The 24,643-nt window shown below is 69.7% G+C and carries 23 protein-coding genes; 11 read left to right on the top strand and 12 right to left on the bottom strand.

What is annotated here, in order from left to right; all coding sequences use genetic code 11:
* The first annotated feature begins 26 nt into the window (after nt 1-26).
* Nucleotides 27-1,469: a CCA tRNA nucleotidyltransferase gene (locus ACIGW4_RS04235; RefSeq protein ID WP_123453594.1), complete on the top strand. Its 1,443-nt coding sequence runs from the start codon at nt 27-29 to the stop codon at nt 1,467-1,469.
* Between the two features lie 75 nt (nt 1,470-1,544).
* Here the strand turns inward: ACIGW4_RS04235 and ACIGW4_RS04230 are convergent, their stop codons facing one another.
* The 3 genes from ACIGW4_RS04230 to ACIGW4_RS04220 all read right to left on the bottom strand — a co-directional run bounded on the left by ACIGW4_RS04230 (nt 1,545) and on the right by ACIGW4_RS04220 (nt 4,703).
* On the bottom strand, nt 1,545-2,816 hold the full coding sequence (locus tag ACIGW4_RS04230) for an MFS transporter (protein ID WP_399578391.1): 1,272 nt from the start codon (nt 2,814-2,816) through the stop codon (nt 1,545-1,547).
* A gap of 75 nt (nt 2,817-2,891) precedes the next feature.
* Nucleotides 2,892-3,974 carry an inositol-3-phosphate synthase gene (locus tag ACIGW4_RS04225; protein WP_031003130.1) on the bottom strand — a complete coding sequence of 361 codons (1,083 nt, stop codon included), beginning with the start codon at nt 3,972-3,974 and terminating at the stop codon, nt 2,892-2,894.
* A 48-nt stretch (nt 3,975-4,022) separates the two neighbouring features.
* Nucleotides 4,023-4,703, bottom strand: a complete 681-nt coding sequence (locus tag ACIGW4_RS04220; protein WP_123453598.1) for a PadR family transcriptional regulator — start codon at nt 4,701-4,703, stop codon at nt 4,023-4,025.
* A gap of 371 nt (nt 4,704-5,074) precedes the next feature.
* Between ACIGW4_RS04220 and ACIGW4_RS04215 the strand changes: the two genes are divergently transcribed.
* Nucleotides 5,075-7,819 carry a transglycosylase domain-containing protein gene (locus ACIGW4_RS04215; RefSeq protein WP_398707986.1) on the top strand — a complete coding sequence of 915 codons (2,745 nt, stop codon included), beginning with the start codon at nt 5,075-5,077 and terminating at the stop codon, nt 7,817-7,819.
* A 126-nt stretch (nt 7,820-7,945) separates the two neighbouring features.
* Entirely contained in the window at nt 7,946-9,451 is a 1,506-nt protein-coding gene (locus tag ACIGW4_RS04210) for a glycosyltransferase 87 family protein (RefSeq protein ID WP_359586660.1), read from the top strand.
* A 115-nt stretch (nt 9,452-9,566) separates the two neighbouring features.
* On the opposite strand, the gene ACIGW4_RS04205 is transcribed toward ACIGW4_RS04210, so the two are convergent.
* The 3 genes from ACIGW4_RS04205 to ACIGW4_RS04195 form a co-directional block, all read right to left on the bottom strand.
* Nucleotides 9,567-10,598 carry an alanine racemase gene (locus ACIGW4_RS04205; RefSeq protein ID WP_123453604.1) on the bottom strand — a complete coding sequence of 344 codons (1,032 nt, stop codon included), beginning with the start codon at nt 10,596-10,598 and terminating at the stop codon, nt 9,567-9,569.
* 73 nt (nt 10,599-10,671) lie between these two features.
* Nucleotides 10,672-11,790, bottom strand: a complete 1,119-nt coding sequence (locus ACIGW4_RS04200) for a peptidoglycan bridge formation glycyltransferase FemA/FemB family protein (RefSeq protein WP_123453606.1) — start codon at nt 11,788-11,790, stop codon at nt 10,672-10,674.
* 119 nt (nt 11,791-11,909) lie between these two features.
* On the bottom strand, nt 11,910-12,212 hold the full coding sequence (locus ACIGW4_RS04195) for a hypothetical protein (protein ID WP_123453608.1): 303 nt from the start codon (nt 12,210-12,212) through the stop codon (nt 11,910-11,912).
* Nucleotides 12,213-12,497: 285 nt separating this feature from the next.
* On the opposite strand from ACIGW4_RS04195, the gene rpsF reads away from it, so the two are divergent.
* From rpsF to rplI, 4 genes are all read left to right on the top strand, one after another.
* On the top strand, nt 12,498-12,788 hold the full coding sequence (gene rpsF, locus ACIGW4_RS04190) for a 30S ribosomal protein S6 (RefSeq protein ID WP_015034882.1): 291 nt from the start codon (nt 12,498-12,500) through the stop codon (nt 12,786-12,788).
* A 73-nt stretch (nt 12,789-12,861) separates the two neighbouring features.
* Nucleotides 12,862-13,446 carry a single-stranded DNA-binding protein gene (locus ACIGW4_RS04185; RefSeq protein WP_123453610.1) on the top strand — a complete coding sequence of 195 codons (585 nt, stop codon included), beginning with the start codon at nt 12,862-12,864 and terminating at the stop codon, nt 13,444-13,446.
* 56 nt (nt 13,447-13,502) lie between these two features.
* Nucleotides 13,503-13,739, top strand: a complete 237-nt coding sequence (gene rpsR / locus ACIGW4_RS04180; protein ID WP_005315025.1) for a 30S ribosomal protein S18 — start codon at nt 13,503-13,505, stop codon at nt 13,737-13,739.
* A gap of 18 nt (nt 13,740-13,757) precedes the next feature.
* A complete protein-coding gene (gene rplI, locus ACIGW4_RS04175) occupies nt 13,758-14,204 on the top strand; it encodes a 50S ribosomal protein L9 (RefSeq protein WP_030685731.1) in 447 nt (148 codons plus the stop codon).
* A 112-nt stretch (nt 14,205-14,316) separates the two neighbouring features.
* Here the strand turns inward: rplI and ACIGW4_RS04170 are convergent, their stop codons facing one another.
* On the bottom strand, nt 14,317-15,654 hold the full coding sequence (locus ACIGW4_RS04170; protein WP_399578384.1) for an MATE family efflux transporter: 1,338 nt from the start codon (nt 15,652-15,654) through the stop codon (nt 14,317-14,319).
* Between the two features lie 423 nt (nt 15,655-16,077).
* Here ACIGW4_RS04170 and dnaB point away from each other — a divergent pair, with 423 nt between their 5' ends.
* Entirely contained in the window at nt 16,078-17,559 is a 1,482-nt protein-coding gene (dnaB, locus tag ACIGW4_RS04165; protein WP_123453613.1) for a replicative DNA helicase, read from the top strand.
* Nucleotides 17,560-17,611: 52 nt separating this feature from the next.
* Nucleotides 17,612-18,994 (top strand): serine hydrolase domain-containing protein, encoded by a 1,383-nt coding sequence (locus ACIGW4_RS04160; RefSeq protein WP_398707981.1) that lies wholly within the window; start codon nt 17,612-17,614, stop codon nt 18,992-18,994.
* A gap of 53 nt (nt 18,995-19,047) precedes the next feature.
* Here ACIGW4_RS04160 and ACIGW4_RS04155 read toward each other — a convergent pair whose 3' ends face one another.
* From ACIGW4_RS04155 to ACIGW4_RS04145, 3 genes are all read right to left on the bottom strand, one after another.
* On the bottom strand, nt 19,048-19,500 hold the full coding sequence (locus ACIGW4_RS04155) for a GNAT family N-acetyltransferase (RefSeq protein ID WP_399578382.1): 453 nt from the start codon (nt 19,498-19,500) through the stop codon (nt 19,048-19,050).
* A gap of 44 nt (nt 19,501-19,544) precedes the next feature.
* Nucleotides 19,545-20,003: a MarR family winged helix-turn-helix transcriptional regulator gene (locus ACIGW4_RS04150; RefSeq protein ID WP_123453619.1), complete on the bottom strand. Its 459-nt coding sequence runs from the start codon at nt 20,001-20,003 to the stop codon at nt 19,545-19,547.
* An 88-nt stretch (nt 20,004-20,091) separates the two neighbouring features.
* Complete coding sequence (locus ACIGW4_RS04145; RefSeq protein WP_399578379.1) at nt 20,092-20,955, bottom strand: GNAT family N-acetyltransferase; 864 nt, start codon at nt 20,953-20,955, stop codon at nt 20,092-20,094.
* A 47-nt stretch (nt 20,956-21,002) separates the two neighbouring features.
* On the opposite strand from ACIGW4_RS04145, the gene ACIGW4_RS04140 reads away from it, so the two are divergent.
* Both ACIGW4_RS04140 and ACIGW4_RS04135 read left to right on the top strand, forming a co-directional pair.
* Nucleotides 21,003-21,665 carry an HAD family phosphatase gene (locus ACIGW4_RS04140; RefSeq protein WP_123453623.1) on the top strand — a complete coding sequence of 221 codons (663 nt, stop codon included), beginning with the start codon at nt 21,003-21,005 and terminating at the stop codon, nt 21,663-21,665.
* A gap of 105 nt (nt 21,666-21,770) precedes the next feature.
* Nucleotides 21,771-22,961, top strand: coding sequence for a globin domain-containing protein (locus ACIGW4_RS04135; RefSeq protein WP_399578376.1), 1,191 nt, complete (start codon nt 21,771-21,773; stop codon nt 22,959-22,961).
* Nucleotides 22,962-23,165: 204 nt separating this feature from the next.
* Here ACIGW4_RS04135 and ACIGW4_RS04130 read toward each other — a convergent pair whose 3' ends face one another.
* Both ACIGW4_RS04130 and ACIGW4_RS04125 read right to left on the bottom strand, forming a co-directional pair.
* Nucleotides 23,166-23,645, bottom strand: a complete 480-nt coding sequence (locus ACIGW4_RS04130) for an NUDIX hydrolase (RefSeq protein WP_359586656.1) — start codon at nt 23,643-23,645, stop codon at nt 23,166-23,168.
* A gap of 35 nt (nt 23,646-23,680) precedes the next feature.
* Nucleotides 23,681-24,577: a LysR family transcriptional regulator gene (locus ACIGW4_RS04125; RefSeq protein ID WP_123453627.1), complete on the bottom strand. Its 897-nt coding sequence runs from the start codon at nt 24,575-24,577 to the stop codon at nt 23,681-23,683.
* Nucleotides 24,578-24,643 lie beyond the last annotated feature (66 nt).

Genomic DNA, 24,643 nt, shown 5'->3' with positions numbered 1-24,643 from the left:
AGCCGGGGCACGTACCCTTTTCTGTTGTGCCGAACGCCAACGAAGACACCCCGACTGCACTGAGCCAGGTGCAACGCCGCGCGGTCAGTGAACTGCTGCGTGTGTCCCCTGTCGCCGACGACCTCGCCCGCCGTTTCCAGGAGGCCGGGTTCAGCCTCGCGCTGGTCGGCGGCTCGGTGCGGGACGCCTTGCTCGGCCGGCTCGGCAACGACCTGGACTTCACCACCGACGCCCGCCCCGAGGACGTACTGAAGATCGTCCGTCCGTGGGCCGACGCGGTGTGGGAGGTCGGCATCGCCTTCGGAACCGTCGGCTGCCAGAAGGAGGGCTACCAGGTCGAGGTCACCACGTACCGCTCGGAGGCGTACGACCGGACCTCCCGGAAGCCCGAGGTCTCCTACGGCGACTCCATCGACGTGGACCTCGTCCGGCGTGACTTCACCGTCAACGCCATGGCCGTGGCCCTCCCCGAGAAGGAGTTCATCGACCCGTACGGCGGTCTCGAGGACCTGTCCGCCCGGGTCCTGCGCACGCCGGGCACGCCCGAGGAGTCCTTCTCCGACGACCCCCTGCGCATGATGCGGGCCGCACGGTTCGCCGCGCAGCTGGACTTCGAGGTCGCCCCCGAGGTCGTGGCCGCCATGAAGGAGATGTCGGGCCGGATCGAGATCGTCTCCGCCGAGCGCGTCCGTGAGGAACTCAACAAGCTGCTGCTCTCGGCACACCCCCGGAAGGGCCTCGGGCTCCTCGTGGACACGGGCCTCGCCGAGCACGTGCTGCCCGAGCTGCCGTCGCTGCGTCTGGAGAGTGACGAGCACCACCGGCACAAGGACGTGTACGAGCACTCGCTGACCGTGCTCGACCAGGCGATCGACCTGGAGGAGGACGGCCCCGACCTGGTGCTGCGCCTCGCCGCCCTGCTCCATGACATCGGCAAGCCGCGCACGCGCCGCTTCGAGAAGGACGGCCGGGTCTCCTTCCACCACCACGAGGTGGTCGGCGCGAAGATGACCAAGAAGCGCATGACCGCGCTCAAGTACTCCAACGAGATGATCAAGGACGTCTCGCGTCTCGTGGAGCTGCACCTCCGCTTCCACGGCTACGGCACCGGCGAGTGGACCGACTCGGCCGTGCGGCGCTACGTCCGTGACGCCGGGCCGCTGCTCTCCCGGCTGCACAAGCTGACCCGCTCGGACTGCACCACGCGGAACAAGCGCAAGGCGAGCGCGCTCTCCCGCGCCTACGACGGCCTTGAGGAGCGGATCGCCCAGCTTCAGGAGCAGGAGGAGCTGGACGCGATCCGCCCCGACCTCGACGGCAACCAGATCCAGGAGATCCTGGGCATCGGACCGGGGCCGGCCATCGGCCAGGCGTACAAGTTCCTGCTGGAACTCCGGCTGGAGAACGGGCCGATGGAACACGACCAGGCCGTCTCCGCGCTCAAGGAATGGTGGGCAGCGCGCGACTGAGCCGGAACGGCGCCCGGACGGGCCGGTGTTTCACGTGAAACACGGACCCGCTCGACGCTCTGCAGGGGTGGTGTTTCACGTGAAACACCACCCCTTCCGGCTTTCCCGACGCAGGGCCACGGCAGTCGCCGCATAGATCACGGCCACCAGCACGACCAGCAGGGGCGACCGGCCGTCGGCCGGCAGCATCAACGCCGCGACCCCCGCCGCGCCCACGAAGGCGACGTTGAACAGCACGTCGTAGAGGGAGAAGACCCTGCCGCGATAGGAATCGTCCACGGCCGTCTGGACCACCGTGTCCGTCGCGATCTTGCCTCCTTGGGTGATGAGCCCGAGGACGAAGGCGGCGACGAGGAAGGGGGCCGGGGTGAAGAACAGCCCGAGCGCCGGCACGAGGACGGCGGCCGCGGCCGTGCACACGGTCATCCAGCCGAAGGGCCCGAACCGTCCGACCGCCCAGGGCGAGAGGACGGCGGCCGCGAAGAAGCCGGCGCCGGACGCGGCGACGGCGAGTCCGAGAAGGGCGAGGCCGTCGGAGTCCGTGGAGCTCCAGGCGTAGCGGCAGAGCATGAGCACGGTGACGAGCAGGGCGCCGTAACAGAAGCGCATGAGGGCCACCGCGAGGAGCGCACGGGCGGCGGGGCGCCGTTCGGAGAGGTGCCGCAGCCCCGCGGCAAGACCGTGGGCCGTCGTCCTCAGGGCCGAGGTGAGGGACTGCGGCCTGAGGTCGGCATCGGGGCCGAGGAGTTCCCGGGACATCCGCAGGGAGGCGAGGGCGGCGCAGAGATAGAGGACGGCACCGAAGGCCACGACGACCGCGTCGGAGTCGTCGGAGAGGAGCCTGACCCCGAACGCGAGGCCGCCGCCGACGGTCGCGGCGAGGGTGCCCGCGGTGGGCGAGAGCGAGTTCGCCATCACGAGCCGCTCCTCGTCGACGACACGGGGGAGGGAGGCCGAGAGCCCTGCCAGGACGAACCGGTTGACGGCGGTGACGGAGAGGGCGGAGGCGTAGAAGAGCCAGTCCGGCACGGAGGCGAGGACGAGCAGGGCGGTCCCGCAGGCCAGCAGGGCGCGCAGGAGGTTGCCGTACAGGAAGACCTGGCGGCGTTGCCAGCGGTCGAGGAGCACTCCGGCGAAGGGCCCGACGAGCGAGTACGGGAGCAGGAGCACCGCCATGGCGGAGGCGATGGCGCCGGGCGAGGTCTGCTTCTCGGGGGAGAAGACGACGTACGCGGTCAGGGCCACCTGGTAGGTGCCGTCGGCACACTGGGAGAGCAGCCGGACGGCGAGCAGGCGGCGGAAGTCCCGCAGGCGCAGGAGTACGCGCAGATCACGTACGACGGACATGGCAGCAAGACTCACATACGACGAGGGCCCCCGGGCAGTGCCTCGGGGACCCTCGATCGACAAGCGTGCGGCGCTTTAGCGCTCGACCTCACCCTTGATGAACTTCTCGACGTTGGCCAGGGCCTCGTCGTCGAAGTACTGGACCGGCGGGGACTTCATGAAGTACGAGGAGGCGGAGAGGATCGGGCCGCCGATGCCGCGGTCCTTGGCGATCTTCGCGGCGCGCAGGGCGTCGATGATGACACCCGCCGAGTTCGGGGAGTCCCAGACCTCGAGCTTGTACTCCAGGTTCAGCGGGACGTCGCCGAACGCGCGGCCCTCGAGGCGGACGTACGCCCACTTGCGGTCGTCCAGCCAGGCCACGTAGTCCGAGGGGCCGATGTGGACGTTCTTCTCGCCCAGCTCACGGTCCGGGATCTGCGAGGTGACGGCCTGCGTCTTCGAGATCTTCTTGGACTCCAGGCGCTCGCGCTCGAGCATGTTCTTGAAGTCCATGTTGCCGCCGACGTTGAGCTGCATGGTGCGCTCGAGACGGACACCGCGGTCCTCGAACAGCTTGGCCATCACGCGGTGCGTGATGGTCGCGCCGACCTGCGACTTGATGTCGTCGCCGACGATCGGGACGCCCGCCTCGGTGAACTTGTCGGCCCACTCCTTGGTGCCGGCGATGAAGACCGGGAGGGCGTTGACGAAGGCGACCTTGGCGTCGATGGCGCACTGGGCGTAGAACTTCGCCGCGTCCTCGGAACCGACGGGCAGGTAGCAGACGAGGACGTCGACCTGGCGGTCCTTGAGGATCTGGACGACGTCGACCGGCTCCTCGGCGGACTCCTCGATGGTCTGGCGGTAGTACTTGCCGAGACCGTCGAGCGTGTGACCGCGCTGGACCGTGACGCCCTTGTTCGGGACGTCGCAGATCTTGATGGTGTTGTTCTCGCTGGCGCCGATGGCGTCGGAGAGGTCGAGGCCGACCTTCTTCGCGTCGACGTCGAAGGCGGCGACGAACTCGACGTCACCGACGTGGTAGTCGCCGAACTGGACGTGCATCAGGCCGGGCACCTTGGTCGCCGGGTCGGCGTCCTTGTAGTACTCGACGCCCTGAACCAGCGAGGCGGCGCAGTTGCCCACGCCGACGATGGCTACGCGAACCGAACCCATTCCGGTTGCTCCCTGTGTGATCGTGGAAGCCCTGCTGTGCGCAGGGTTTCACTTGGCGGTGTCGTCGGACGGATCCGGCCGGGTACTGCCCCCGTGCCGGGGCAGGCCGCCCGTCTCTCCAGAATCGTTGTCGTGCCGAGAGGGGGCGCCGGGGCCGGATCGCTGATCCCGCCCTGCCCGCTCGCTCTCGATGAGCTCGTTCAGCCAGCGCACTTCGCGCTCCACGGACTCCATGCCGTGGCGCTGCAGCTCAAGCGTGTAGTCGTCCAGGCGCTCGCGGGTCCGGGCCAGGGAGGCGCGCATCTTCTCCAGGCGCTCCTCCAGCCGGCTGCGGCGACCTTCGAGCACGCGCATCCGCACCTCGCGCTCGGTCTGGCCGAAGAAGGCGAAGCGGGCGGCGAAGTGCTCGTCCTCCCAGGCGTCGGGGCCGGTGTGGGAGAGGAGCTCCTCGAAGTGCTCCTTACCTGCCGGGGTCAGCCGGTAGACGATCTTGGCTCGGCGTCCCGCGAGCGACGCGGCGAGGGCCTCCTCGGGGGCGCTGCCCGGCTCCTCGATCAACCAGCCGTTTGCGACCAGCGTCTTGAGGCAGGGGTACAGCGTTCCGTAGCTGAAGGCCCGGAAGACGCCCAGCGAGGTGTTGAGGCGCTTCCGCAGCTCGTACCCGTGCATGGGGGCCTCGCGCAGCAGGCCGAGGACGGCGAACTCGAGGATGCCGGAGCGCCTGCTCATCCGTCGCCTCCTCCTCCGCCTTCGGGGCCCTTATGCCGTGCTGATGTATCGACTCGATACATCAGCACGATAGAACGGCCTCCCTGTCTCGACAAGCGGGACCGCCGTGACCGGCGTCACATCGTCAATTCACAGCGGTCGCCTTGCCCGATTTGGGGTGAACTCCGGCTCTAGGAGGGTTTTGGCCGTGCGTAGTCTGTGCGGCATGCAGATCACCGGGAACCGAGCGACGCCGTGGGGCGTCAGTGCTGCGGGTGACCGGCTGCGGTACGGGGGGACCTCCGATGGGGTTCCCACGTGCGCATTTCGGGGGGACCGGAACTCAACTGCCGCTTCCAGGCGTACGCGCCTGCCCGAGGAGTAGTCGTTCGATGAGCGAGCATCGTCGCAAAATGCCGCCGCAGCAGCCGCCGACGGGCGGTCGCGCGGCGGCACGGCGCGCTGCCCAGCAGCCGATGGGCCGCAGGTCGGCCCCGGCCCATGACGTCGGTACGGGGGCCCCTTCGGCCTCGTACGGACCTCCCTCCTCCTACGGAGAGGAGCAGCGTCCCTACGGCGGGCGCGCGGAGGCCCGGCGGGCCGCCCAGCGCGGCAGCCGCCGCAGGGGTGCCGATTCCGGTCCCGGTGGTCCCGGTGGAGGGCGGCGCGGTGGCGGTGGCGGTGGTCGCGGCGGCGGTCCGGGGCGCGGTGGCGGCGGTGGCGGTCGCCCGCCGGGCAAGAAGCGGTTCATCGACTACCCGCGCCACAACAAGTACGGCTGGCGTCGCTGGATGCCGTCGTGGAAGCTCGTGACGGGCACGTTCCTGTTCTTCGCGGCGAGCCTGATGGGCGCCGCGACGATCGCGTACTCGCAGGTGGAGATCCCCAACGAGGCCGACACCGCGAAGTCGCAGAACAACATCTACTACTGGGCCAACGGCGACCGCATGGTCGCGACGGGCAGTGGCACCAACCGTCAGATCGTCCCGTTCGCAGAGATCCCGAAGTCCATGCAGAACGCGGTGATCTCGGCGGAGAACAAGACCTTCTGGGACGACTCCGGTGTCGACCCCATGGGCATCGCCCGCGCCGTGTGGAACATGGCCAAGGGCGGCGAGACCCAGGGCGGTTCGACGATCACCCAGCAGTACGTGAAGAACAACCGCCTGGACGACCAGTCGCAGACCATCACCCGGAAGGTGAAGGAACTCTTCATCTCCATGAAGGTCGGCAACGAGGTCGACAAGGACGTGGTCATGGCCGGCTACCTGAACACCTCGTACTACGGGCGTGGTGCGTACGGTATCCAGGCCGCGTCCCGCGCCTACTTCAACAAGGACGTCGGCAAGCTCAACCCCAGCGAGTCGGCGCTGCTCGCCGCGGTGCTGAAGGGCGCGACGTACTACGACCCCGCCGGTTACCCCGAGATCGATCCCCAGGCCTCGCGCGAGGCGAACACCGCGCGGGCCACCAAGCGGTGGAAGTGGATCCTCGACGAGATGGAGAAGGACGGCCACATCTCGGCCGCGGAGCGGGCGAAGTACACCACCTTCCCCAAGGTGCAGCCGCCCCGGAAGAGCGCCAACCTGGGCGGTCAGATCGGCTACCTCGTCGCCACCGCCGACCAGAACATGAAGAACCAGTTCGGGATCACCGAGGAGCAGTTGCAGCGCGGCGGCTACCAGATCTACACCACCTTCGAGAAGGACAAGGTGGACAAGATGGAAGCCACGATCAAGAACGTCATCAAGGAGAACATCGACCCGAAGAAGCGGCCGTTGACGGACACGCACGTCCAGTTCGGCGGTGCTTCGGTCGACACGGCGACCGGAAAGATCGTCGCCATCTACGGTGGCGTCGACGCCACCAAGCACTTCCGGAGCAACGCCGACGCCACCGGCGCCCAGGTCGGCTCGACGTTCAAGCCCTTCGTGCTCGCCGCCGCGATGAAGGACGGCGTCCGGGACAAGAGGCTCGGACCGGACCAGGACGAGTCCCAGCGCACCATCGTCGATCCGGACAAGAGCCTCTACAACGGCAAGGACGACCTGACGATCCGCAAGTACAACGGCGAGATCTGGCGGGACGACAACGGGGACGAGTGGAAGCAGAGCAACGACGAGGACGCCAGCTACGGCCCCATCTCGCTGCGCTACGCCATGATCAAGTCCGCCAACTCGCCGTACGTGCAGCTCGGCATGGACGTGGGCATCGACAAGGTCCGCGACGCGGCCATGAGGGCCGGCCTCCGCGAGGAGTCCCTCGTCAAGGGCGAGTTCCCCTCCTTCTCCCTCGGTGTCTCCAGCCCGAGCGCCATCCGCATGGCCGGCGCGTACGCCACCTTCGCCAACGAGGGTGAGCAGAACGACCCGTACTCGGTGGAGAAGGTGGTGCGGGAAGGCACCACCTTCAAGCACGAGGCCAAGCCCAAGACGGCCTTCAGCCCGGCCATCGCCAACAACGTCACCGACGTGCTGCGGTCCGTCGTGGACGACGACCGGGGTACCGGCCGCAAGGCGCGCATCCCGGGCCGCGCGGTGGCCGGCAAGACCGGTACGACCGACGACAACATGTCGGCCTGGTTCGTGGGCTACACGAAGCAGCTGGCGACCGCGATCGACATGTACCGCTTCGACGACGACGAGACGAAGCAGGGTCGTAAGTTCGAGAAGATGTACGGCACGGGTGACCAGCCGACGATCCACGGTTCGTCGTTCCCCTCGCGCATCTGGCGGGAGTACATGACGGACGCCGTGAAGGACATGCCCGTCGAGGACTTCCCGAAGCCGGAGAAGCTGGAAGGCGCCAAGCCCGTCTTCGGCGGCGGTGCCGCGAGCCCGACGCCGACCCCGACGGCCACGCAGACGCCCACCGAGTCGGCGACGCCGTCGACGACTCCCCCGGCCACCCCGACGACGACCGCCCCGACGAAGCCGACCAAGACGCCGAAGCCGGGCAAGACGACCTGCGGCGTCTTCGACTGGAACTGCACCGACCCGGGCGGCACGGGCGGCAACACCGGGCAACCCACCACGACGCCACCCACCACCGAGGGGCCGACGCCGACGGACTCGCCGACGGACACCTCCGGCGGAGGGAACGGCAAACCCGGGGGCGGGGGGTTCTGGAGCCCCTGATCCCTTCGCCTCGCGCGGCGATCCGGGCACGTCCTGAGGGCCGCCGCGTCCGCTCCGTACCTTCCGTACGGGCCGGTCGCGGCGGCTCTCGCCGTTTTCCCGGGGCCGTACGGCAGGATGTCCCCCATGCCGAGCCTCCAGAAGTCGAGCGCGCCGCGGGACCGCTCGCAGACGGTCATCCCCACCCACCGGGACAAGGTGGCCGCAGCGGGCAGCGAACTGATCGGCGGCCCCTACGGGCGCCGGGCGGTGCCCGGCACCGGACAGTGGACGCCGGTGCGGGTCGTCGCGCTCGTGGCCCTCGGCATGTACGCCCTCGGCATGGTGCAGAAGCTGCCCTGCTACAACTGGGCCTGGTTCCGCGGGACGACCTCCCAGTACACCCACGCCTGCTACTCGGACATCCCGCACCTGTTCGTCGGGCGGGGCTTCGCGGAGGGCCTGATCCCGTACTTCGACCGGCTGGGCGGCGACATACCGTTCCTGGAGTACCCCGTCCTGACGGGTCTCTTCATGGAGGTCGCGGCCTGGCTGACGCCCGGCGGCGGCGACACGAACCAGCAGGAGCAGTCGTACTGGCTGGTCAACGCCGGCATGTTGATGGTGTGCGCGGCCGTCCTGGCGGTCTGCGTGACCCGGACGCACCGCAGGCGCCCCTGGGACGGCCTGCTGGTCGCCCTCGCGCCCTCGGTCGCGCTCACCGCCACGATCAACTGGGACATACTAGCCGTCGCGCTGACCGCCGCCGCCGTCCTGATGTGGTCGCGGAGCCGGCCGCTGGCCTTCGGGATCCTGCTCGGCCTGGCCACGGCCGCCAAGTTCTACCCGATACTGCTCCTCTGCCCGCTGCTGCTGCTCTGCTGGCGGGCCGGGAAGTGGCGGGCGTACGGGGCCGCGGTGCTCGGCTTCCTGGGCTCCTGGCTGCTCGTGAACCTGCCGGTGATGCTGCTCGCGCCGGAGGGGTGGAAGCAGTTCTACCTCTTCAGCCGGGACCGGAACGTCGACTTCGGTTCGATCTGGCTGCTGGTCAGCCAGCGGACGGGCGACGTGATCACGCCGGGCCGGGCCAATCTGTACGCGTTGCTGCTGATGGCGGTGGCGGTGGCGGGCCTCGCGTTCCTGGCGTTCACGGCGCCCCGCAGGCCGCGCTTCGTGCAGATGGCCTTCCTGGTCGTCGCTGCGTTCGTGCTGACGAACAAGGTCTACTCGCCGCAGTACGTGCTGTGGCTGGTGCCGCTGGCCGCGCTCGCCCGGCCCCGCTGGCGGGACTTCCTGGTCTGGCAGGCCTGCGAGGTCATGTACTTCGTCGGCATCTGGATGTACCTGGCGTTCACGGGCAGCGGCAACAAGCAGGGCCTGCCGGTGGACGGCTACCAGTTCGTGATCGTCCTGCACCTGCTCGGCACGCTGTACCTGTGCGCGATGGTCGTACGGGACATCCTGGCGCCCGAGAAGGACCCGGTCCGGCAGGACGGCGCGGACGACCCGTCGGGGGGCGTCCTGGACGGTGCCGAGGACGTCGCCGTGGCGGGCAGGGCGGCCCGTCCGGCCCGGCACGCCGCCCCGGCCGTGGAGGAGGGGCAGCGGGTGCGCTGGGGCACCACCGACGACCCCTGGGGCGCCCCCGAATAGGCGAACAGGCACAGCACATCACCCCCGGGAGCAGGGCTCCCGGGGGTGATGTGTTTCGGCGGGCTCGGCCGGGCGGTGGCTTCCGGCCGACCCGGCGCGATGCCTTCCGGTCGGCTCAGCGCTCGACGAGGCGGTCGAACTGCGTCGTGGTGTGGCGCAGATGCGCCACGAGCTCGTCGCCCACCCGGGGCTCCTGGGCGTCGGCCGGCACGAACAGGATCGACACCTGCATGTGCGGCGGCTCGGCGAACCAGCGCTGCTTCCCGGCCCAGACGAAAGGCGAAAGGTTCCGGTTGACGGTGGCGAGGCCCGCCCGGGCGACGCCCTTGGCGCGCGGCATGACGCCGTGCATGGCCTTCGGGGCCTCCAGGCCCACGCCGTGGGAGGTGCCGCCGGCGACGACGACCAGCCAGCCGTCCGAGGCGGCCTTCTGCTGGCGGTAGCCGAACCGGTCGCCCTTGGCGACCCGGGTGACGTCGAGGACGGCGCCCCGGTACTCCGTGGCCTCGTGGTCGCCCAGCCACAGCCGGGTGCCGATCCGGGCGCGGAACCGGGTCTGCGGGAACTGCTGCTGCAGCCGGGCCTGCTCCTCGGCCCGCAGGTGGCTCACGAACATGGTGTGCAGCGGCAGCCGGGCGGCCCGCAGCCGGTCCATCCAGGCGATGACCTCCTCGACGGCGTCCGTGCCGTCCGGGCGGTCCAGGGGCAGGTGGAGGGCGAAGCCCTCCAGCCGGACGTCCTCGATGGCGGCGTGGAGCTGCGGGAGCTCCTCCTCGCGCACGCCGTGCCGCTTCATCGAGCTCATGCACTCGATCACGACCCGGGCGCCCACCAGGGCGTGGACGCCGTCCACGGACGACACGGAGCGGATCACCCGGTCGGGCAGCGGAACCGGTTCCTCACCCCGGCGGAAGGGGGTGAGGACCAGCAGGTCGCCACCGAACCAGTCCTTGATCTTCGCGGCCTCGTACGTGGTGCCCACGGCGAGCATGTCGGCGCCGAACCGGGCCGCCTCGTCCGCGAGCCGCTCGTGCCCGAAGCCGTACCCGTTGCCCTTGCACACCGGAATGAGCCCCGGGAACTGGTCGATGACGGTCTTCTGGTGCGCCCGCCAGCGAGCGGTGTCGACGTAGAGGGAGAGCGCCATGGCCGGCCCGGAACCTTTCTGATGGCAGCGGTGGGTCAGAGGTGTGTACGAGACTACGAAGCCTACGGAACGGTCAGCGGCGCGACATGTAGATGTCGAGCGCCTTGTGCAGCAGCTTGTTCAGCGGGAAGTCCCACTCGCCGACGTACTCGACCGCCTCGCCGCCCGTTCCCACCTTGAACTGGATGAGTCCGAAGAGGTGGTCGGTCTCGTCGAGCGAGTCCGAGATGCCCCGCAGGTCGTAGACGGTCGCGCCCATGGCGTACGCGTCGCGCAGCATCCGCCACTGCATCGCGTTCGAGGGCCGGACCTCACGGCCGATGTTGTCGGAGGCGCCGTAGGAGTACCAGACGTGCCCGCCGACGACGAGCATGGTCGCGGCGGAGAGGTTCACCCCGTTGTGGCGGGCGAAGTAGAGCCGCATGCGGTTGGGGTCCTCGTTGTTGAGGACGGTCCACATGCGCTGGAAGTACGAGAGCGGGCGCGGCCGGAAGTGGTCGCGCACGGCCGTGATCTCGTACAGCCGCTGCCACTCGGCCAGGTCCTCGTAGCCGCCCTGGACGACCTCGACGCCGGCCTTCTCGGCCTTCTTGATGTTGCGGCGCCACAGCTGGTTGAAGCCCTTGAGGACGTCGTCGAGCGAGCGGTTCGCGAGCGGGACCTGGAAGACGTAGCGGGGCTGCACGTCGCCGAAGCCGGCGCCGCCGTCCTCGCCCTGCTGCCAGCCCATCTTCCGCAGCCGGTCCGCGACCTCGAAGGCGCGCGGCTCGATGTGGGTGGCCTCGACGTCCTTGAGGCGCTTGACGTCCGGGTCCTGGATGCCGGCCTTGATGGCGGCCGAGTCCCAGCGGCGGATGACCACCGGCGGGCCCATCTTCACCGAGAAGGCGCCCTGCTGCTTGAGGTGCGCCAGCATCGGCTGCAGCCAGTCGTCGAGGTTGGGCGCGTACCAGTTGATGACCGGACCCTCGGGCAGGTAGGCGAGGTAGCGCTTGATCTTCGGCAGTTGGCGGTAGAGCACCAGGCCGACGCCGACGAGCTCGCCGGTCTTGTCGAACCAGCCGAGGTTCTCCGAGCGCCACTCGGTCTTCACATCAGCCCACGCCGGGACCTGGCAGTGGCTCGCGGCGGGCTGGCTCTGGATGAATGCCAGATGCTGCTCACGGCTGATGGTCCTCAGGGTCAGGCTCATGCGGGGCGCTCCTCGGCAGGTGTGTCCCCATCGGTCAGGGGCTCCGGCTCTCGCGCCGAAGCCTACTGTGACCGGAGAGCGCCCCGAATGGGTGTGTGTGCGCCGACGCGCGGTCGGGCTCAGCCGAAGAGGCCGCCGTGCGCCATTCCGAGGTAGAAGCCGACGGCCGAGGCGCCGAGTCCGATGATCATCAGGAAGCGCTCGCGTGTCGTCACGGAGATGAACTGTCCGTACGCGCCGGTCAGGATGCCGATCAGACCCGACCAGGAGCTCAACAGGTGCAGGTTGTGGAACTGCGCCGTGACGAAGGCGAGGATCCCCAGGACCAGTGTCACGCCCATCAGGGCGTCCTGGAGCGGGTGGGGTTTGCCGTCGGTCGCGAAGAGGGAGTGGCCGGGGTCGGGTCGCATTGCCTGTGCCATAGGGCACCTCCTGGCGTGGCTACCGGAAGGCGGCGCATCCTGGCGCCGCCCACTTCCGTTGTGTACAGATTGCGTCCCCTCCCCGGGGAATTTCAACCGCAAGCCGATGTGCGGGTACTCTGTACAGCTGCGCCGGTGTCTGCCCAGGTCCTTCCGGGATCCCCGACAGCGCTCCTCGCTCGCCGAGGGGGACTGTCAGTGGTGGCGGATACCGTTGCTTACGCATCACGACCCTCCTGCCACGGAACGACCGTGGCCGCTGAGTCCAAAGGAGGTGGGTTCCACATGCGTCACTACGAGGTGATGGTCATCCTCGACCCCGATCTCGAGGAGCGCGCTGTCTCCCCGCTGATCGAGAACTTCCTCTCCGTCGTCCGTGAGGGCAACGGAAAGGTCGAGAAGGTCGACACCTGGGGCCGTCGTCGTCTCGCCTACGAGATCAAGAAGAAGCCCGAGGGCATCTACTCGGTCATCGACCTGCAGGCCGAGCCTGCGGTCGTCAAGGAGCTCGACCGCCAGCTCAACCTGAACGAGTCGGTCCTCCGGACCAAGGTCCTCCGCCCCGAGACCCACTGAGCTTCTAGCTCAGAGGTCATCGGGTCCGAGTAGCAACGAAGCAGCCAGAAGCAAACCCGCCGAGAGGTTCCCCATGGCAGGCGAGACCGTCATCACGGTCGTCGGCAATCTTGTCGACGACCCCGAGCTGCGCTTCACCCCGTCCGGTGCGGCGGTCGCGAAGTTCCGTATCGCGTCCACCCCCCGCACCTTCGACCGCCAGACCAACGAGTGGAAGGACGGCGAAAGCCTCTTCCTGACCTGCTCGGTCTGGCGTCAGGCGGCGGAGAACGTCGCCGAATCGCTCCAGCGAGGCATGCGCGTCGTCGTGCAGGGCCGGCTGAAGCAGCGGTCCTACGAGGACCGTGAGGGCGTCAAGCGCACGGTCTACGAGCTGGACGTCGAGGAAGTCGGCCCCAGCCTCAAGAACGCCACGGCCAAGGTCACCAAGACCACCGGTCGCGGCGGCCAGGGTGGATACGGCGGCGGCCAGCAGGGCGGCGGCGGAGGCGGCTGGGGTGGAAACTCCGGCGGCGGTGGCCAGCAGGGTGGTGGCGGTGCTCCCGCCGACGACCCGTGGGCGACCGGCGGCCCCTCCGGCGGCGGCCAGCAGGGCGGCGGCGGTGGCGGCTGGGGTGGAAACTCCGGCGGCGGCTACTCGGACGAGCCCCCCTTCTAGGGCACGCCCTCGAAGCAGCTCGTACCCCCACTTCTTGATCACACAGGAGAAACACCATGGCGAAGCCGCCTGTGCGCAAGCCTAAGAAGAAGGTCTGCGCGTTCTGCAAGGACAAGACCGCGTACGTGGACTACAAGGACACGAACATGCTGCGGAAGTTCATTTCCGACCGCGGCAAGATCCGTGCCCGCCGCGTGACCGGCAACTGCACGCAGCACCAGCGTGACGTCGCCACGGCCGTCAAGAACAGCCGTGAGATGGCGCTGCTGCCCTACACGTCCACCGCGCGATAAGGGAAGGGTGACCGAAAAATGAAGATCATCCTCACCCACGAGGTCTCCGGCCTCGGTGCCGCCGGCGATGTCGTCGACGTCAAGGACGGCTACGCTCGCAACTACCTGGTCCCGCGTGGTTTCGCGATCCGCTGGACCAAGGGTGGCGAGAAGGACGTGGCGCAGATCCGCCGCGCCCGCAAGATCCACGAGATCGCGACCATCGAGCAGGCCAACGAGATCAAGGCCCAGCTCGAGGGCACGAAGGTGCGCCTGGCCGTTCGCTCCGGCGACGCCGGCCGTCTCTTCGGCTCCGTGACCCCGGCCGACATCGCCTCGGCGATCAAGACCGCGGGTGGCCCCGACGTCGACAAGCGTCGCGTCGAGCTCGGTTCGCCGATCAAGACCCTGGGCTCGCACCAGGTCTCCGTGCGTCTGCACCCCGAGGTTGCCGCGAAGCTCGGCATCGAGGTCGTCGCCGCGTAACGCTGCCCTCGGCAGTCTGCGCTCAGCAGTGAGGAAGGGCCGCACCCCTCGGGGTGCGGCCCTTCCGCTGTTTCACGTGGAACAGAGGTTCACGAGGAACGAGGGCGGTCCCTCAGCGGGTGGCGCCCGTGACGATCCAGCGGCCGGAGCGCATACGGAACCAGAGGGTTCCCATCCGGACCGTCATCATCAGGGTCATCGCCCACCAGAGCGCCGTCAGTCCGCCGCCGAGCGCCGGGACCAGCAGGGCGACCGGGGCGAAGACCGCCAGCGTGAGCAACATCGCCCAGGCCAGGTAGGGGCCGTCTCCCGCGCCCATCAGGACGCCGTCGAGGACGAAGACGACCCCGGAGACCGGCTGGGAGAGCGCGACCACGAGCAGGGCCGGGAGCAGGGTGTCCTGCACGGTGGTGTCGCCGGTGAAGAGCGGGACGAACAGGGGCCGGGTGACGATGAGCAGCGCACCGAGCGCCACCCCCGAGACCACGCCCCACTGGACCATGCGGCGGCAGACCTGGCGTGCCCCGTCGGCGTCGTCCGCACCGAGGTAGCGTCCGATGATGGCCTGTCCCGCGATGGCGATCGCGTCGAGCGCGAAGGCCATCAGGCTCCACAGGGACAGGATGATCTGGTGGGCGGCGACCTCGGCGTCCCCGAGCCGGGCGGCGACGGCCGTGGCGATCATCAGGATCGCGCGCAGGGAGAGCGTACGGACCAGGAGGGGGACGCCGGCCTGGGCGGAGGCGCGTATGCCGGCCGGGTCGGGGCGGAGGGAGGCGCCGTGGCGTCGGGCGCCCCGTACGACCACGACGAGGTAGACGACGGCCATGCCGTACTGGGCGATGACCGTGCCCCAGGCGGAGCCGGCGATGCCGAGGCCGGCGCCGTAGACCAGGCCCGCGTTGAGAGCGCCGTTGGCCGCGAAGCCGGCGATGGCCACGTAGAGCGGTGTACGGGTGTCCTGGAGGCCGCGCAGGACGCCGGTGGCGGCCAGGACCATCAGCATGGCGGGGATCCCGAGGCTGGAGATCCTCAGGTAGGTGACGGCGTAAGGGGCGGCGGTGTCCGAGGCGCCGAAGACGTCGACGAGCCACGGTGCCGTGGGCAGGGTCAACGCCACGACGGCGGCGCCGAGCAGGAGCGCCAGCCAGATGCCGTCCATGCCCTGCCGAATGGCGCCCTGGAGGTCGCCCGCGCCCACGCGCCGGGCGACGGCGGCGGTGGTGGCGTAGGCGAGGAAGACGAAGACGCTGACGGCGGTGGAGAGCAGGGCCGCGGCGATCGCGAGGCCCGCGAGTTGAGGCGTGCCGAGGTGCCCGACGATGGCGCTGTCGACCATGAGGAACAGCGGTTCGGCGACGAGGGCGCCGAAGGCCGGCAGGGCGAGGGAGACGATCTCGCGGTCGTGCTGTCGGCGGACGTCCTTGGGGGTCGCGGGGGCCTGAGTCATGAGCTCAATCTAATCTTCCACAGGTAAGAGATGCAATGCATCAGTGATCCTTACTTGGGGCTGGCGTGGGGCTTCGGGTGTGGGCCGTTTGTTCTGATCTTGGTCCCGGTGGACAACTTTTTCTCCCCCACAGCCCGTGGATGGGAAAAGTGCAGGTCAGATGGGTGAGGTCGGGGGTGTTATGAGTTTGTCCACATGGCTGTCCCCCGCTCCGTGCACAGGATCCGGGGAGTTCTCCACAGCATCTGGCCCGTAACCCACAGGGCCTGTGGATAACCAGATTGGCTGGGGCTCTCCACAGGCCTACCGTGGTCCGGCGCCCGACGCGCCAGAAGCGGTCGCGAAGCCACTCGTCGATCAAGGCGTGGCATAAGGAAGAGTGGCACGGCGAGGTCCGCGGAGCGGACGGGAGGAGGTGGCTTGGTGAGCATTCCCGAGCCCATGGACGACCCCTGGGCCGACAGCGGACCGAGCGACCGGCTGCCCACCCGTACCCGTGGCGAGGGACGCGGCCGTGGCCGTGGTCGCGACGACCAGCACGAGCGGGGCGGCGACGGTCCCTGGGACGGCGGGCTCTCCGCCTTCGAGCGCGTCCCTCCGCAGGACCTCGACGCCGAGCAGTCCGTCCTCGGCGGCATGCTGCTCTCCAAGGACGCCATCGCGGACGTCGTGGAGATCATCAAGGGCAACGACTTCTACAAGCCCGCGCACGAGACCGTCTACGCGGCGATCCTCGACCTCTACGCCAAGGGCGAGCCGGCCGACCCGATCACGGTCGGCGCCGAGCTCACCAAGCGCGGTGAGATCACCCGCGTCGGCGGCGCCTCCTACCTCCATACGCTGGTCCAGTCGGTCCCGACCGCGGCCAACGCCTCGTACTACGCGGAGATCGTCCACGAGCGCGCGGTCCTGCGCCGCCTCGTGGAGGCCGGCACCAAGATCACACAGATGGGATACGCGGCCGACGGGGACGTCGACGAGATCGTGAACTCGGCCCAGGCCGAGATCTACGCCGTCACCGAGCAGCGCACCACCGAGGACTACCTGCCGCTCGGCGACATCATGGAGGGCGCGCTCGACGAGATCGAGGCGATCGGCTCCCGCAGTGGCGAGATGACCGGTGTGCCCACCGGCTTCACGGACCTCGACTCGCTCACCAACGGACTGCATCCGGGCCAGATGATCATCATCGCGGCCCGTCCCGCCATGGGTAAGTCGACCCTCGCCCTGGACTTCGCCCGGGCGGCCTCCATCAAGCACAACCTGCCCAGCGTCATCTTCTCCCTCGAAATGGGCCGCAACGAGATCGCCATGCGTCTCCTCTCGGCCGAGGCCCGGGTCGCGCTCCACCACATGCGCTCCGGCACGATGACCGACGAGGACTGGACGCGGCTCGCCCGCCGGATGCCGGACGTCTCCCAGGCCCCGTTGTACATCGACGACTCCCCGAACCTGTCGATGATGGAGATCCGCGCGAAGTGCCGCCGGCTCAAGCAGCGCAACGGTCTGAAGCTCGTCATCATCGACTATCTGCAGCTCATGCAGTCGGGTGGTTCCAAGCGGCAGGAGAGCCGTCAGCAAGAGGTCTCCGACATGTCGCGAAACCTGAAGCTCCTCGCCAAGGAGCTGGAGCTTCCGGTGATCGCGCTCTCCCAGCTGAACCGTGGTCCCGAGCAGCGCACCGACAAGAAGCCGATGGTCTCCGACCTGCGTGAGTCCGGCTCGATCGAGCAGGACGCCGACATGGTCATCCTGCTGCACCGCGAGGACGCCTACGAGAAGGAGTCACCGCGCGCGGGCGAGGCGGACATCATCGTGGGCAAGCACCGTAACGGCCCGACGGCCACGATCACCGTGGCCTTCCAGGGCCACTACTCGCGCTTCGTGGACATGGCCCAGACCTGACCCGAGGGAAATCGGAAAGTCCCACGGGCGACCTTCGCGTTGGATGGGGTCCATGACGACATCTTTCGAAGCCTTGTTGCCCGGTACCGAGCGGGCCCTGCTGCACCGCGTCGCGGTCGCCCAGTCCGAGGGGCGGACGCCGTCCTTCGTGGGAGCGGTGGTCCGCGACGGGGCGTTGGTCTGGAGCGGTTCGCGCAGCTGTGTGGACGGCCACGCACCGGACGCCGACACCCAGTTCAGGATCGGGTCCATCACCAAGGTGTTCACCGCCGTTCTGGTGATGCGGCTCCGGGACGAGGGCCTGCTCGGGCTCGACGATCCGCTGGAGCGCCACCTGAAGGGAACGGGCGTCGGGGAGGTGACGATCGCTCAACTCCTGGGCCACACCGGCGGTCTCGCGGCCGAGACGCCCGGCTCGTGGTGGGAGCGGTCCTCGGCCGCCCTGCGGCCGGAGCTCTCCGACGTCCTGGGGGAGCAGCCCTTCCTCCAGTCGCCGGGACGCAGGCACCACTACTCCAACCCCGGCTACACGCTGCTGGGTTCGCTGGTCGAGGCGGTCCGGGGGGTGTCGTGGGAGGAGGCGCTGCGGCGCGAGATTCTGGAGCCGCTGGGAATGGGGCGGACGACGGTCGATCCCGTCGCTCCGCACGCGGGTGGCTGGGCGGTGCATCCCTGGGCCGACGTCATGTTGCCCGAGCCGTCCGAGGACCTCGGCCTGATGGCATCGGCCGGGCAGCTCTGGTCGACGGCCGCCGACCTCGCGCGCTTCGCCGCCTTCCTCGCGGCGGGGGACGAGCGGGTGCTCGCCGCGGCGTCCGTGGAGGAGATGCGCGCCCCGGCCGCTCCCGCAGGGGAAGGCGACTGGGAGGCGGGCTACGGGCTGGGTCTCCAGCTGGTGCGCAGGGACGGCCGCACCCTGATCGGCCACAGCGGCTCCCTCCCGGGTTTCGTCGCCTCCCTGTGGGTGAGCGTGGAGGACGGCCTCGCGGGCATCGCCCTCTCCAACGCCACCTCGGGGCCGCTGGCGGGGGTCGTGGCCGCCGATCTCGTGCGGATCGTGGCGGAGGCGGAGCCCAGGTTCCCGGAGCCGTGGCGGCCCCTTCCCGAGGCCGAGGTCGACGAGGAGCTGCTGTCCCTCACGGGGCTCTGGTACTGGGGTACGTACGCCTACGGGCTGCGGCTCGGGCCCGAGCGGGGCGTGGTGCTCGAACCGCTGCGGGGCGTCGGGCGAAGTGCCCGCTTCCGGGCGCTGCCGGAGGGCGGCTGGGTCGGCCTGAACGGCTACTACGCGGGGGAGACGCTCAGGGCGGTGCGGCGCGCCGACGGCAGCGTGAGCCATCTCGACCTCGGCTCGTTCGTCTTCACGCGAGAGCCCTACGAGCCGAAGGACGCGGTTCCGGGCGGCGTGGACGAGGCGGGCTGGCGCGGTCTCTGAGTCGTTGTGGGGCGTTTCACGTGAAACCGTGCTGTTTCACGTGAAACGCGTCCTCAGATGCTCTTCTTGAAGCCCACGTGGGAGGCCTCGAAGCCCAGGCGCTCGTAGAAGCGGTGGGCATCGGTGCGGGTGACGTCGGAGGTCAGCTGGACGAGTCGGCAGTCCTGGCGGCCCGACTCCTCGACGGCCCATTCGATGAGCTGCGTTCCGAGGCCGCTGCCGCGCTCGTCGGAGTGGATGCGGACGCCCTCGATGATCGACCGGGTGGTGCCCCGGCGGGAGAGTCCCGGGATGATCGTCAGCTGGAGGGTGCCGACGACCTTGTCCCCGCGGACGGCCACGACGACGTGCTGGTTCGGGTCGTTCGCGAGGCGTTCGAAGGCGATGAGGTACGGGGCCAGGTCGTCGGGGGATTCACGCTGTGCGCCCAGGGGGTCGTCGGCGAGCATCGCAACGATGGCCGGGAGGTCCTCTGCGGTGGCGGGGCGTATCTCAAGATCGCTCATGCCTCGAAGGGTAACGCCGGGGCGCTCCTACTCCGGCGTCGGGCTCATACGGGCGCGCCCACGCCCTCCAGGACCTCGACCAGCGGGGCCAGCTCGGGGTTCTTCGCGGCTTCGTCCAGCGCCTCGCGCAGCGCGTTGTCGTTGGTGGGGCGGGCCTCTTCGAGGAGCTTCTGGCCGGCCTCGGTGACGTCGGTGTAGATGCCGCGCCGGTCGGTGGCGCAGAGGTACCGGGTGAGCAGACCGCGGTCCTCGAGGCGGGTGACGAGCCGGGTGGTGGCGCTCTGGCTGAGCACGACGGCGTCGGCGACCTGCTTCATCTGGAGGTGGCCGCCGGGGCCGCTGTGCTGGCGGCTGAGGACATCGAGCAGCGAGTACTCCCGCACGCTCAGACCGTGGCCGGACTCCAGGGCGCGCTCGATGTGGGACTCGATCCTGCCGTGCAGCAGGGAGAGGGCGCACCAGCGCTGGGAGAGCGCGGTGAGTGCGGGGTCCGTCGCGGTCATGTTCTCTCCTCGGTGTCTCCTCGGCGCCGGTGCGGCTCTCCGTCCAGGGTAGACGAAGAGGCGCAATAATGGGCGTCTGCAAGTAAAGCTATCCGGCGGCGACGGTCAGGGGGGCGAAGCGACGGCGCCAGTCGCCGGGGAGATCGGGCAGGGAGCGGATCATCACCGACGTGGTGGCGATCGTGTCGATGCCGTTCTCCTTCGCCCAGCTCAGCAGGGAGGCGTGCCGCACGTCGATGTCCGTGCGCAGCGGCCGGTGGGTGGCGGCGGCCAGGGCGGCGATCAGGGCCTTCGCCGTGCCCGGGTCCCGGGCGATCAGGGGGCCGATGACATGGGTGTCCATGTTGGGCCAGGCGGCCGCGAAGCCGGTGATCTCGCCGTCCTCCTCCGCGACCCTGAGGTGGTCCGCGAACGCGGGGAGCCGGGCGATGACGTGGGTGCGGTCGAGACCGAAGACCTCGTGGTCCAGGCGCAGGATCGCCGGAAGGTCCTCGGCCGTCGCCGGCCGGACCGGAACGTCCGGGGCGGGTGCGGCGAAGGCGAAGTGCCCGCGCACCATCTCGGACCGGCTCGTCTCGGCGAAGCCCAGCTGTTCGTACAAGGGCTGTCCGTTCGCCGTGGCGTACAGCGTGAGCGGGGTGTCCCCGGCCTCCGCCAGGACGTGCCGCATGAGTCGGCGCCCCACGCCCTGGCGTGCGTACCGTTCGGCGACGAGCACCATGCCGATCGCGGCGAGCCCCGGGCCGTACGAGGTGACCACGGTGCAGGCGGCGAGGCCCGGTCCGTCGGGATCATCGATGCCGTAGCCGGTGCCGGCGGCGAGCAGCAGGCCCCACTTGTGCTCCTCGCGCGGCCAGCCCCGATTCTCGGAGAGGTCGGCGCAGGAGAGGAGGTCCGCCGAGGTGAGCCGTCGGATCGGGAGCTGTGCGAGGGGAGTGGGGGAAATCGGCATGCCTTTCAGGCTGAACGACACGGTGATCTTCCGTCCACCGCTTTACGGTGTTTCACGTGAAACCCCGAAGCCCTCGAACGCGACGACTGCATCTCTTCGACCTCGACGGCACCCTGATCAGGGGTTCGGCCGCCGCGGTGGAGATCTCCCGGCAGCTGAATCTGCTGGAGGAGATCACCCTTCTGGAGGAGGGGTTTCTACGGGGGCTCACACCGGACGAGTTCGCCGTCCGGGCCCATGAGCTGTGGTCCGCGCTCACCCCGGCCCAGGTCGTGGCGGCTTTCGAAGGGGCGCCCTGGCTGGCGGGCATCCGCGAGGTCTGGGCGGACATCCGGGCGCGGGGGGACCTCTGCGCGGTCATCTCCCTCTCGCCCGACTTCTTCGTCGAGCGGCTTCTCGACTGGGGCGTCGACTCGACCCACGGTTCGCTCTGGCCGGCGGTCCCCTTCACCGAGCCGATCCACCGGCCGGGCATCCTCGACGCGCACGCGAAGGTGCGGATCGCGAGGGAGCTCTGCGCGGGGTACGGAGTGGACCCCGCCGACTGCGTCGCGTACGGGGACTCGATGTCCGACGCGGAACTCTTCGCGATCGTGCCGCAGACGGTGGCCGTGAACGCGGACCACCATCTCGCCGGGCTCTCCCGCCACAGCTACTCCGGAGGGGATCTGCGCGAGGCCTACGCCCTGGTCCGAAACAGCGCAGCCTAGCCAGAAAACCGGGCCTATGGCCCGAGAACGCCACTTTCGGTCCGAAGCGTCGGCGGGAAGCGTCATGCTGCGGTCACGGAAGCCGGCCAGCGCGAGGCGAGGCACATGATGGATGCTCCGACCACCACGACGTACGAGCGGGAGCCCCCGGAGGCAGAGGGGACGGAACCCCGGATATCCGAGGGGCCCTCCGCCGACGCCGTGCTCGTCCGGCGCACGCTGGCGGAGATCGCACCGGTCGCCGACCGGGTGACCTCGTACTTCTACGCCCTGCTCTTCGTCCGGTACCCCGGGCTGCGCGAGATGTTCCCCGCGGCCATGGACACCCAGCGGGACCGGCTCCTGAAGGCACTGCTGACGGCGGCCGAGCACATGGACGACGCCCCGGTCCTCACCGCGTACCTGGAGAACCTCGGCAGGGGGCACCGGAAGTACGGGACGCGGGCGGACCACTATCCGGCCGTCGGCGAGGCCCTCATGGGTGCTCTGGAGCGGTACGCGGAGAAGAGCTGGGACCAGGAGACCGAGGCGGCCTGGGTCCGCGCGTACACGACGATCTCCCAGATCATGATCGACGCGGCCGCGGAGGACGAGCGGTCCGCGCCCGCCTGGTGGCAGGCCGAAGTGGTCTCCCACGACCTGCGCACCCCCGACATCGCCGTGGTCACGCTCAGGCCCGACCAGCCGTACCCCTTCCTCGCCGGGCAGTACACGACGCTGGAGACCCCGTGGTGGCCCCGGATATGGCGCCACTACTCCTTCGCCTCGGCACCCCGGCCGGACGGGCTGCTCTCCCTCCACGTCAAGGCCGTCCCGGCGGGCTGGGTGTCCAACGCACTGGTGCACCGGGCGCGCCCCGGGGACGTGCTGCGGCTCGGTCCGCCGGCCGGTTCCATGACGGTCGACCACTCCACGGACACCGGTCTGCTCTGCATGGGCGGCGGCACCGGGATAGCGCCGATCAAGGCGCTGGTCGAGGACGTCGCCGAGCACGGGGACCGGCGCCCGGTCGACGTCTTCTACGGGGCGCGCAGCGGCCACGACCTCTACGACATCGACACGATGCTGCGGCTCCAGAAGACCTTCCCGTGGCTCTCCGTCCATCCGGTCACCGAGGAGCAGGGAAGGCTCCCGGACGCCGTCTGCCGCTACGGCCCGTGGAACGAACGGGACGCCTATCTCTCGGGACCGCTCGACATGGTCCGCCGGGGCATCGACGCCCTGCGCGGCGCGGGGGTCCCCTCGGACCGCATCCGCCACGACTTCCTCGCGGAACTCACCCCCGCGGCGGGCTAGGAGGTGTCTTGTCGATCAGGCCGGGCTCGCGGCGCCTGGCACCGCGCCTCGCCGCGTTGTCGTCGGTCGACAACGCTCCTTCCCCAAGTTCTCGGCTTCGCTCGAACAGGGGAGACCCCACTGCCTCCCTCCTCCGCCTTGCGATGCACGGCACCAGACGCCGCTCCCTGATCCGGCCTGATCGACAAGACACCCCCTAGGGAGTCAGCCCAGGTCGGGGGCGTGCATCGCGCGCACGCCCTCGATGTTGCCGTCGAGGTAGTGGCGCAGGGAGAGCGGGACGAGGTGCACGGCGGCGATGCCGACGCGGCTGAAGGGCACCCGGACGATCTCGTACTCGCCGACCGGCTCCTCGATCTCGGGGCCGTGCCGCAGGGACGGGTCCATGGAAGCGAGCCGGCACACGAAGAAGTGCTGGACCTTCACCCCGGAGACCCCGCCGTCGACGATGTGCTCGACGGTGTCGACGAAGCAGGGCACCACGTCGGTGATCTTGGCGCCGAGCTCTTCGAGCACCTCGCGGTGCAGGGCCTCGACGACGGTGGAGTCGGTGGACTCCACCCCGCCGCCGGGGGTGACCCAGTAGGGATCCATCCCGGGCTTGGTCCGCTTGATGAGGATCAGATCGTCCCCGTCGAGCAGGATGGCGCGTGCGGTGCGCTTGATCACGGGCCGTTCGGTCATGGGAAGAAAATGGCCCGTCCCAGGTGTCCTGAAACTCACCAGTTCCCTGCCGCGCGCAGCAGTTCCTCGTGGGCCCGCGCGAGCGGGGACAGCGCGAGCGTCCCCGTGCGCACGACCAGGAAGTAGGTCCGGAGCGGAGGGACCGGGGGGTCGAGCAGCGCCACGAGCCGCCCCTGCCGCAGCGCCTCCTCGCACAGATAGCGCGGCAGGACGGCGAGCCCGGCGCCGGAGGCGGCGGAGTCCCGCACGGCCCGCAGATCGGGGGCGATGACGGTGGCGGCCGCCGCCGGTTCGGTCTCGAAGACGCTCGCCCAGTAGCGGGAGACGAAGGGCAGCGACTCGTGGACCTCGACCACCGGTAGCTGTTCCAGGAGCACCGCGTCCTTGTTCAGGAGCACCTCGGGGGAGAGCCGGGCGGCCCAGCGCGGGGCTGCGACCAGGACGTGCTCCTCGTCGCAGAGCGGGGTGGAGACCAGCAGGCCTCCCCGGGGGCGGGCGGTCGCGATGGCCAGATCGTGGTGGCCCGCGGCGAGCCCGTCGAGGATCTCCTCCGTGTCGCCGAGGAAGGAGGCCCGCACGGCCAGCCCCTGCCCGACCAGGGGGGTGAGGGCGGGCAGCGCGCGGAGCGCGGTGAACTCCGGGGGGCCGGCGACGTGGAGGGTGCGGACACCGCTCCCCTCGTCGAGCCCGGTCTCGGCGATCTCCACGAGGGCGTCCAGATGGGGTGCCGCGCGGTGCGCGAGTTCGTCGCCGATGGTGGTCGGGGTGACTCCACGCGCCCGTCTGAGGAAGAGCGGCCGCCCGAGCTGTCGTTCCAGCGTACGGATCTGACTGGTGACGGCGGGCTGGGAGAGGCCCAGGAGCGCGGCGGCGCGGGTGAAGGAACCGGCCCGGTGCACCGTGACGAACGTGCGCAGCAGGGCCAGATCCATGTTCGCCCCTCCCGGCCCGTGGCCGTTCGACTCAGGCGGTCGACTGATGTCGCCTCAGGAACGTCC

Origin of the sequence: Streptomyces sp. NPDC053513, from assembly GCF_044544765.1 — a bacterium.
GTDB classification, from domain to species: domain Bacteria; phylum Actinomycetota; class Actinomycetes; order Streptomycetales; family Streptomycetaceae; genus Streptomyces; species Streptomyces litmocidini.
Note: the sequence above shows the minus strand (reverse complement) of the source record. Positions and strands in the feature narration are given on the sequence as shown.

Excerpts from the sequence above, each read along its gene's own strand:
- ACIGW4_RS04145 (WP_399578379.1), bottom strand. The coding sequence starts at position 20,955 with ATGCCGATTTCCCCCACTCCCCTCGCACAGCTCCCGATCCGACGGCTC.
- ACIGW4_RS04125 (WP_123453627.1), bottom strand. The coding sequence starts at position 24,577 with ATGGATCTGGCCCTGCTGCGCACGTTCGTCACGGTGCACCGGGCCGGT.
- ACIGW4_RS04150 (WP_123453619.1), bottom strand. The coding sequence starts at position 20,003 with ATGACCGCGACGGACCCCGCACTCACCGCGCTCTCCCAGCGCTGGTGC.
- rpsF (WP_015034882.1), top strand. The coding sequence starts at position 12,498 with ATGCGTCACTACGAGGTGATGGTCATCCTCGACCCCGATCTCGAGGAG.
- ACIGW4_RS04215 (WP_398707986.1), top strand. The coding sequence starts at position 5,075 with ATGAGCGAGCATCGTCGCAAAATGCCGCCGCAGCAGCCGCCGACGGGC.
- ACIGW4_RS04210 (WP_359586660.1), top strand. The coding sequence starts at position 7,946 with ATGCCGAGCCTCCAGAAGTCGAGCGCGCCGCGGGACCGCTCGCAGACG.
- ACIGW4_RS04185 (WP_123453610.1), top strand. The coding sequence starts at position 12,862 with ATGGCAGGCGAGACCGTCATCACGGTCGTCGGCAATCTTGTCGACGAC.
- ACIGW4_RS04225 (WP_031003130.1), bottom strand. The coding sequence starts at position 3,974 with ATGGGTTCGGTTCGCGTAGCCATCGTCGGCGTGGGCAACTGCGCCGCC.
- ACIGW4_RS04230 (WP_399578391.1), bottom strand. The coding sequence starts at position 2,816 with ATGTCCGTCGTACGTGATCTGCGCGTACTCCTGCGCCTGCGGGACTTC.
- ACIGW4_RS04195 (WP_123453608.1), bottom strand. The coding sequence starts at position 12,212 with ATGGCACAGGCAATGCGACCCGACCCCGGCCACTCCCTCTTCGCGACC.
- ACIGW4_RS04170 (WP_399578384.1), bottom strand. The coding sequence starts at position 15,654 with ATGACTCAGGCCCCCGCGACCCCCAAGGACGTCCGCCGACAGCACGAC.
- ACIGW4_RS04155 (WP_399578382.1), bottom strand. The coding sequence starts at position 19,500 with ATGAGCGATCTTGAGATACGCCCCGCCACCGCAGAGGACCTCCCGGCC.
- ACIGW4_RS04205 (WP_123453604.1), bottom strand. The coding sequence starts at position 10,598 with ATGGCGCTCTCCCTCTACGTCGACACCGCTCGCTGGCGGGCGCACCAG.
- ACIGW4_RS04200 (WP_123453606.1), bottom strand. The coding sequence starts at position 11,790 with ATGAGCCTGACCCTGAGGACCATCAGCCGTGAGCAGCATCTGGCATTC.
- rpsR (WP_005315025.1), top strand. The coding sequence starts at position 13,503 with ATGGCGAAGCCGCCTGTGCGCAAGCCTAAGAAGAAGGTCTGCGCGTTC.
- ACIGW4_RS04220 (WP_123453598.1), bottom strand. The coding sequence starts at position 4,703 with ATGAGCAGGCGCTCCGGCATCCTCGAGTTCGCCGTCCTCGGCCTGCTG.
- ACIGW4_RS04130 (WP_359586656.1), bottom strand. The coding sequence starts at position 23,645 with ATGACCGAACGGCCCGTGATCAAGCGCACCGCACGCGCCATCCTGCTC.
- ACIGW4_RS04135 (WP_399578376.1), top strand. The coding sequence starts at position 21,771 with ATGATGGATGCTCCGACCACCACGACGTACGAGCGGGAGCCCCCGGAG.
- rplI (WP_030685731.1), top strand. The coding sequence starts at position 13,758 with ATGAAGATCATCCTCACCCACGAGGTCTCCGGCCTCGGTGCCGCCGGC.
- ACIGW4_RS04160 (WP_398707981.1), top strand. The coding sequence starts at position 17,612 with ATGACGACATCTTTCGAAGCCTTGTTGCCCGGTACCGAGCGGGCCCTG.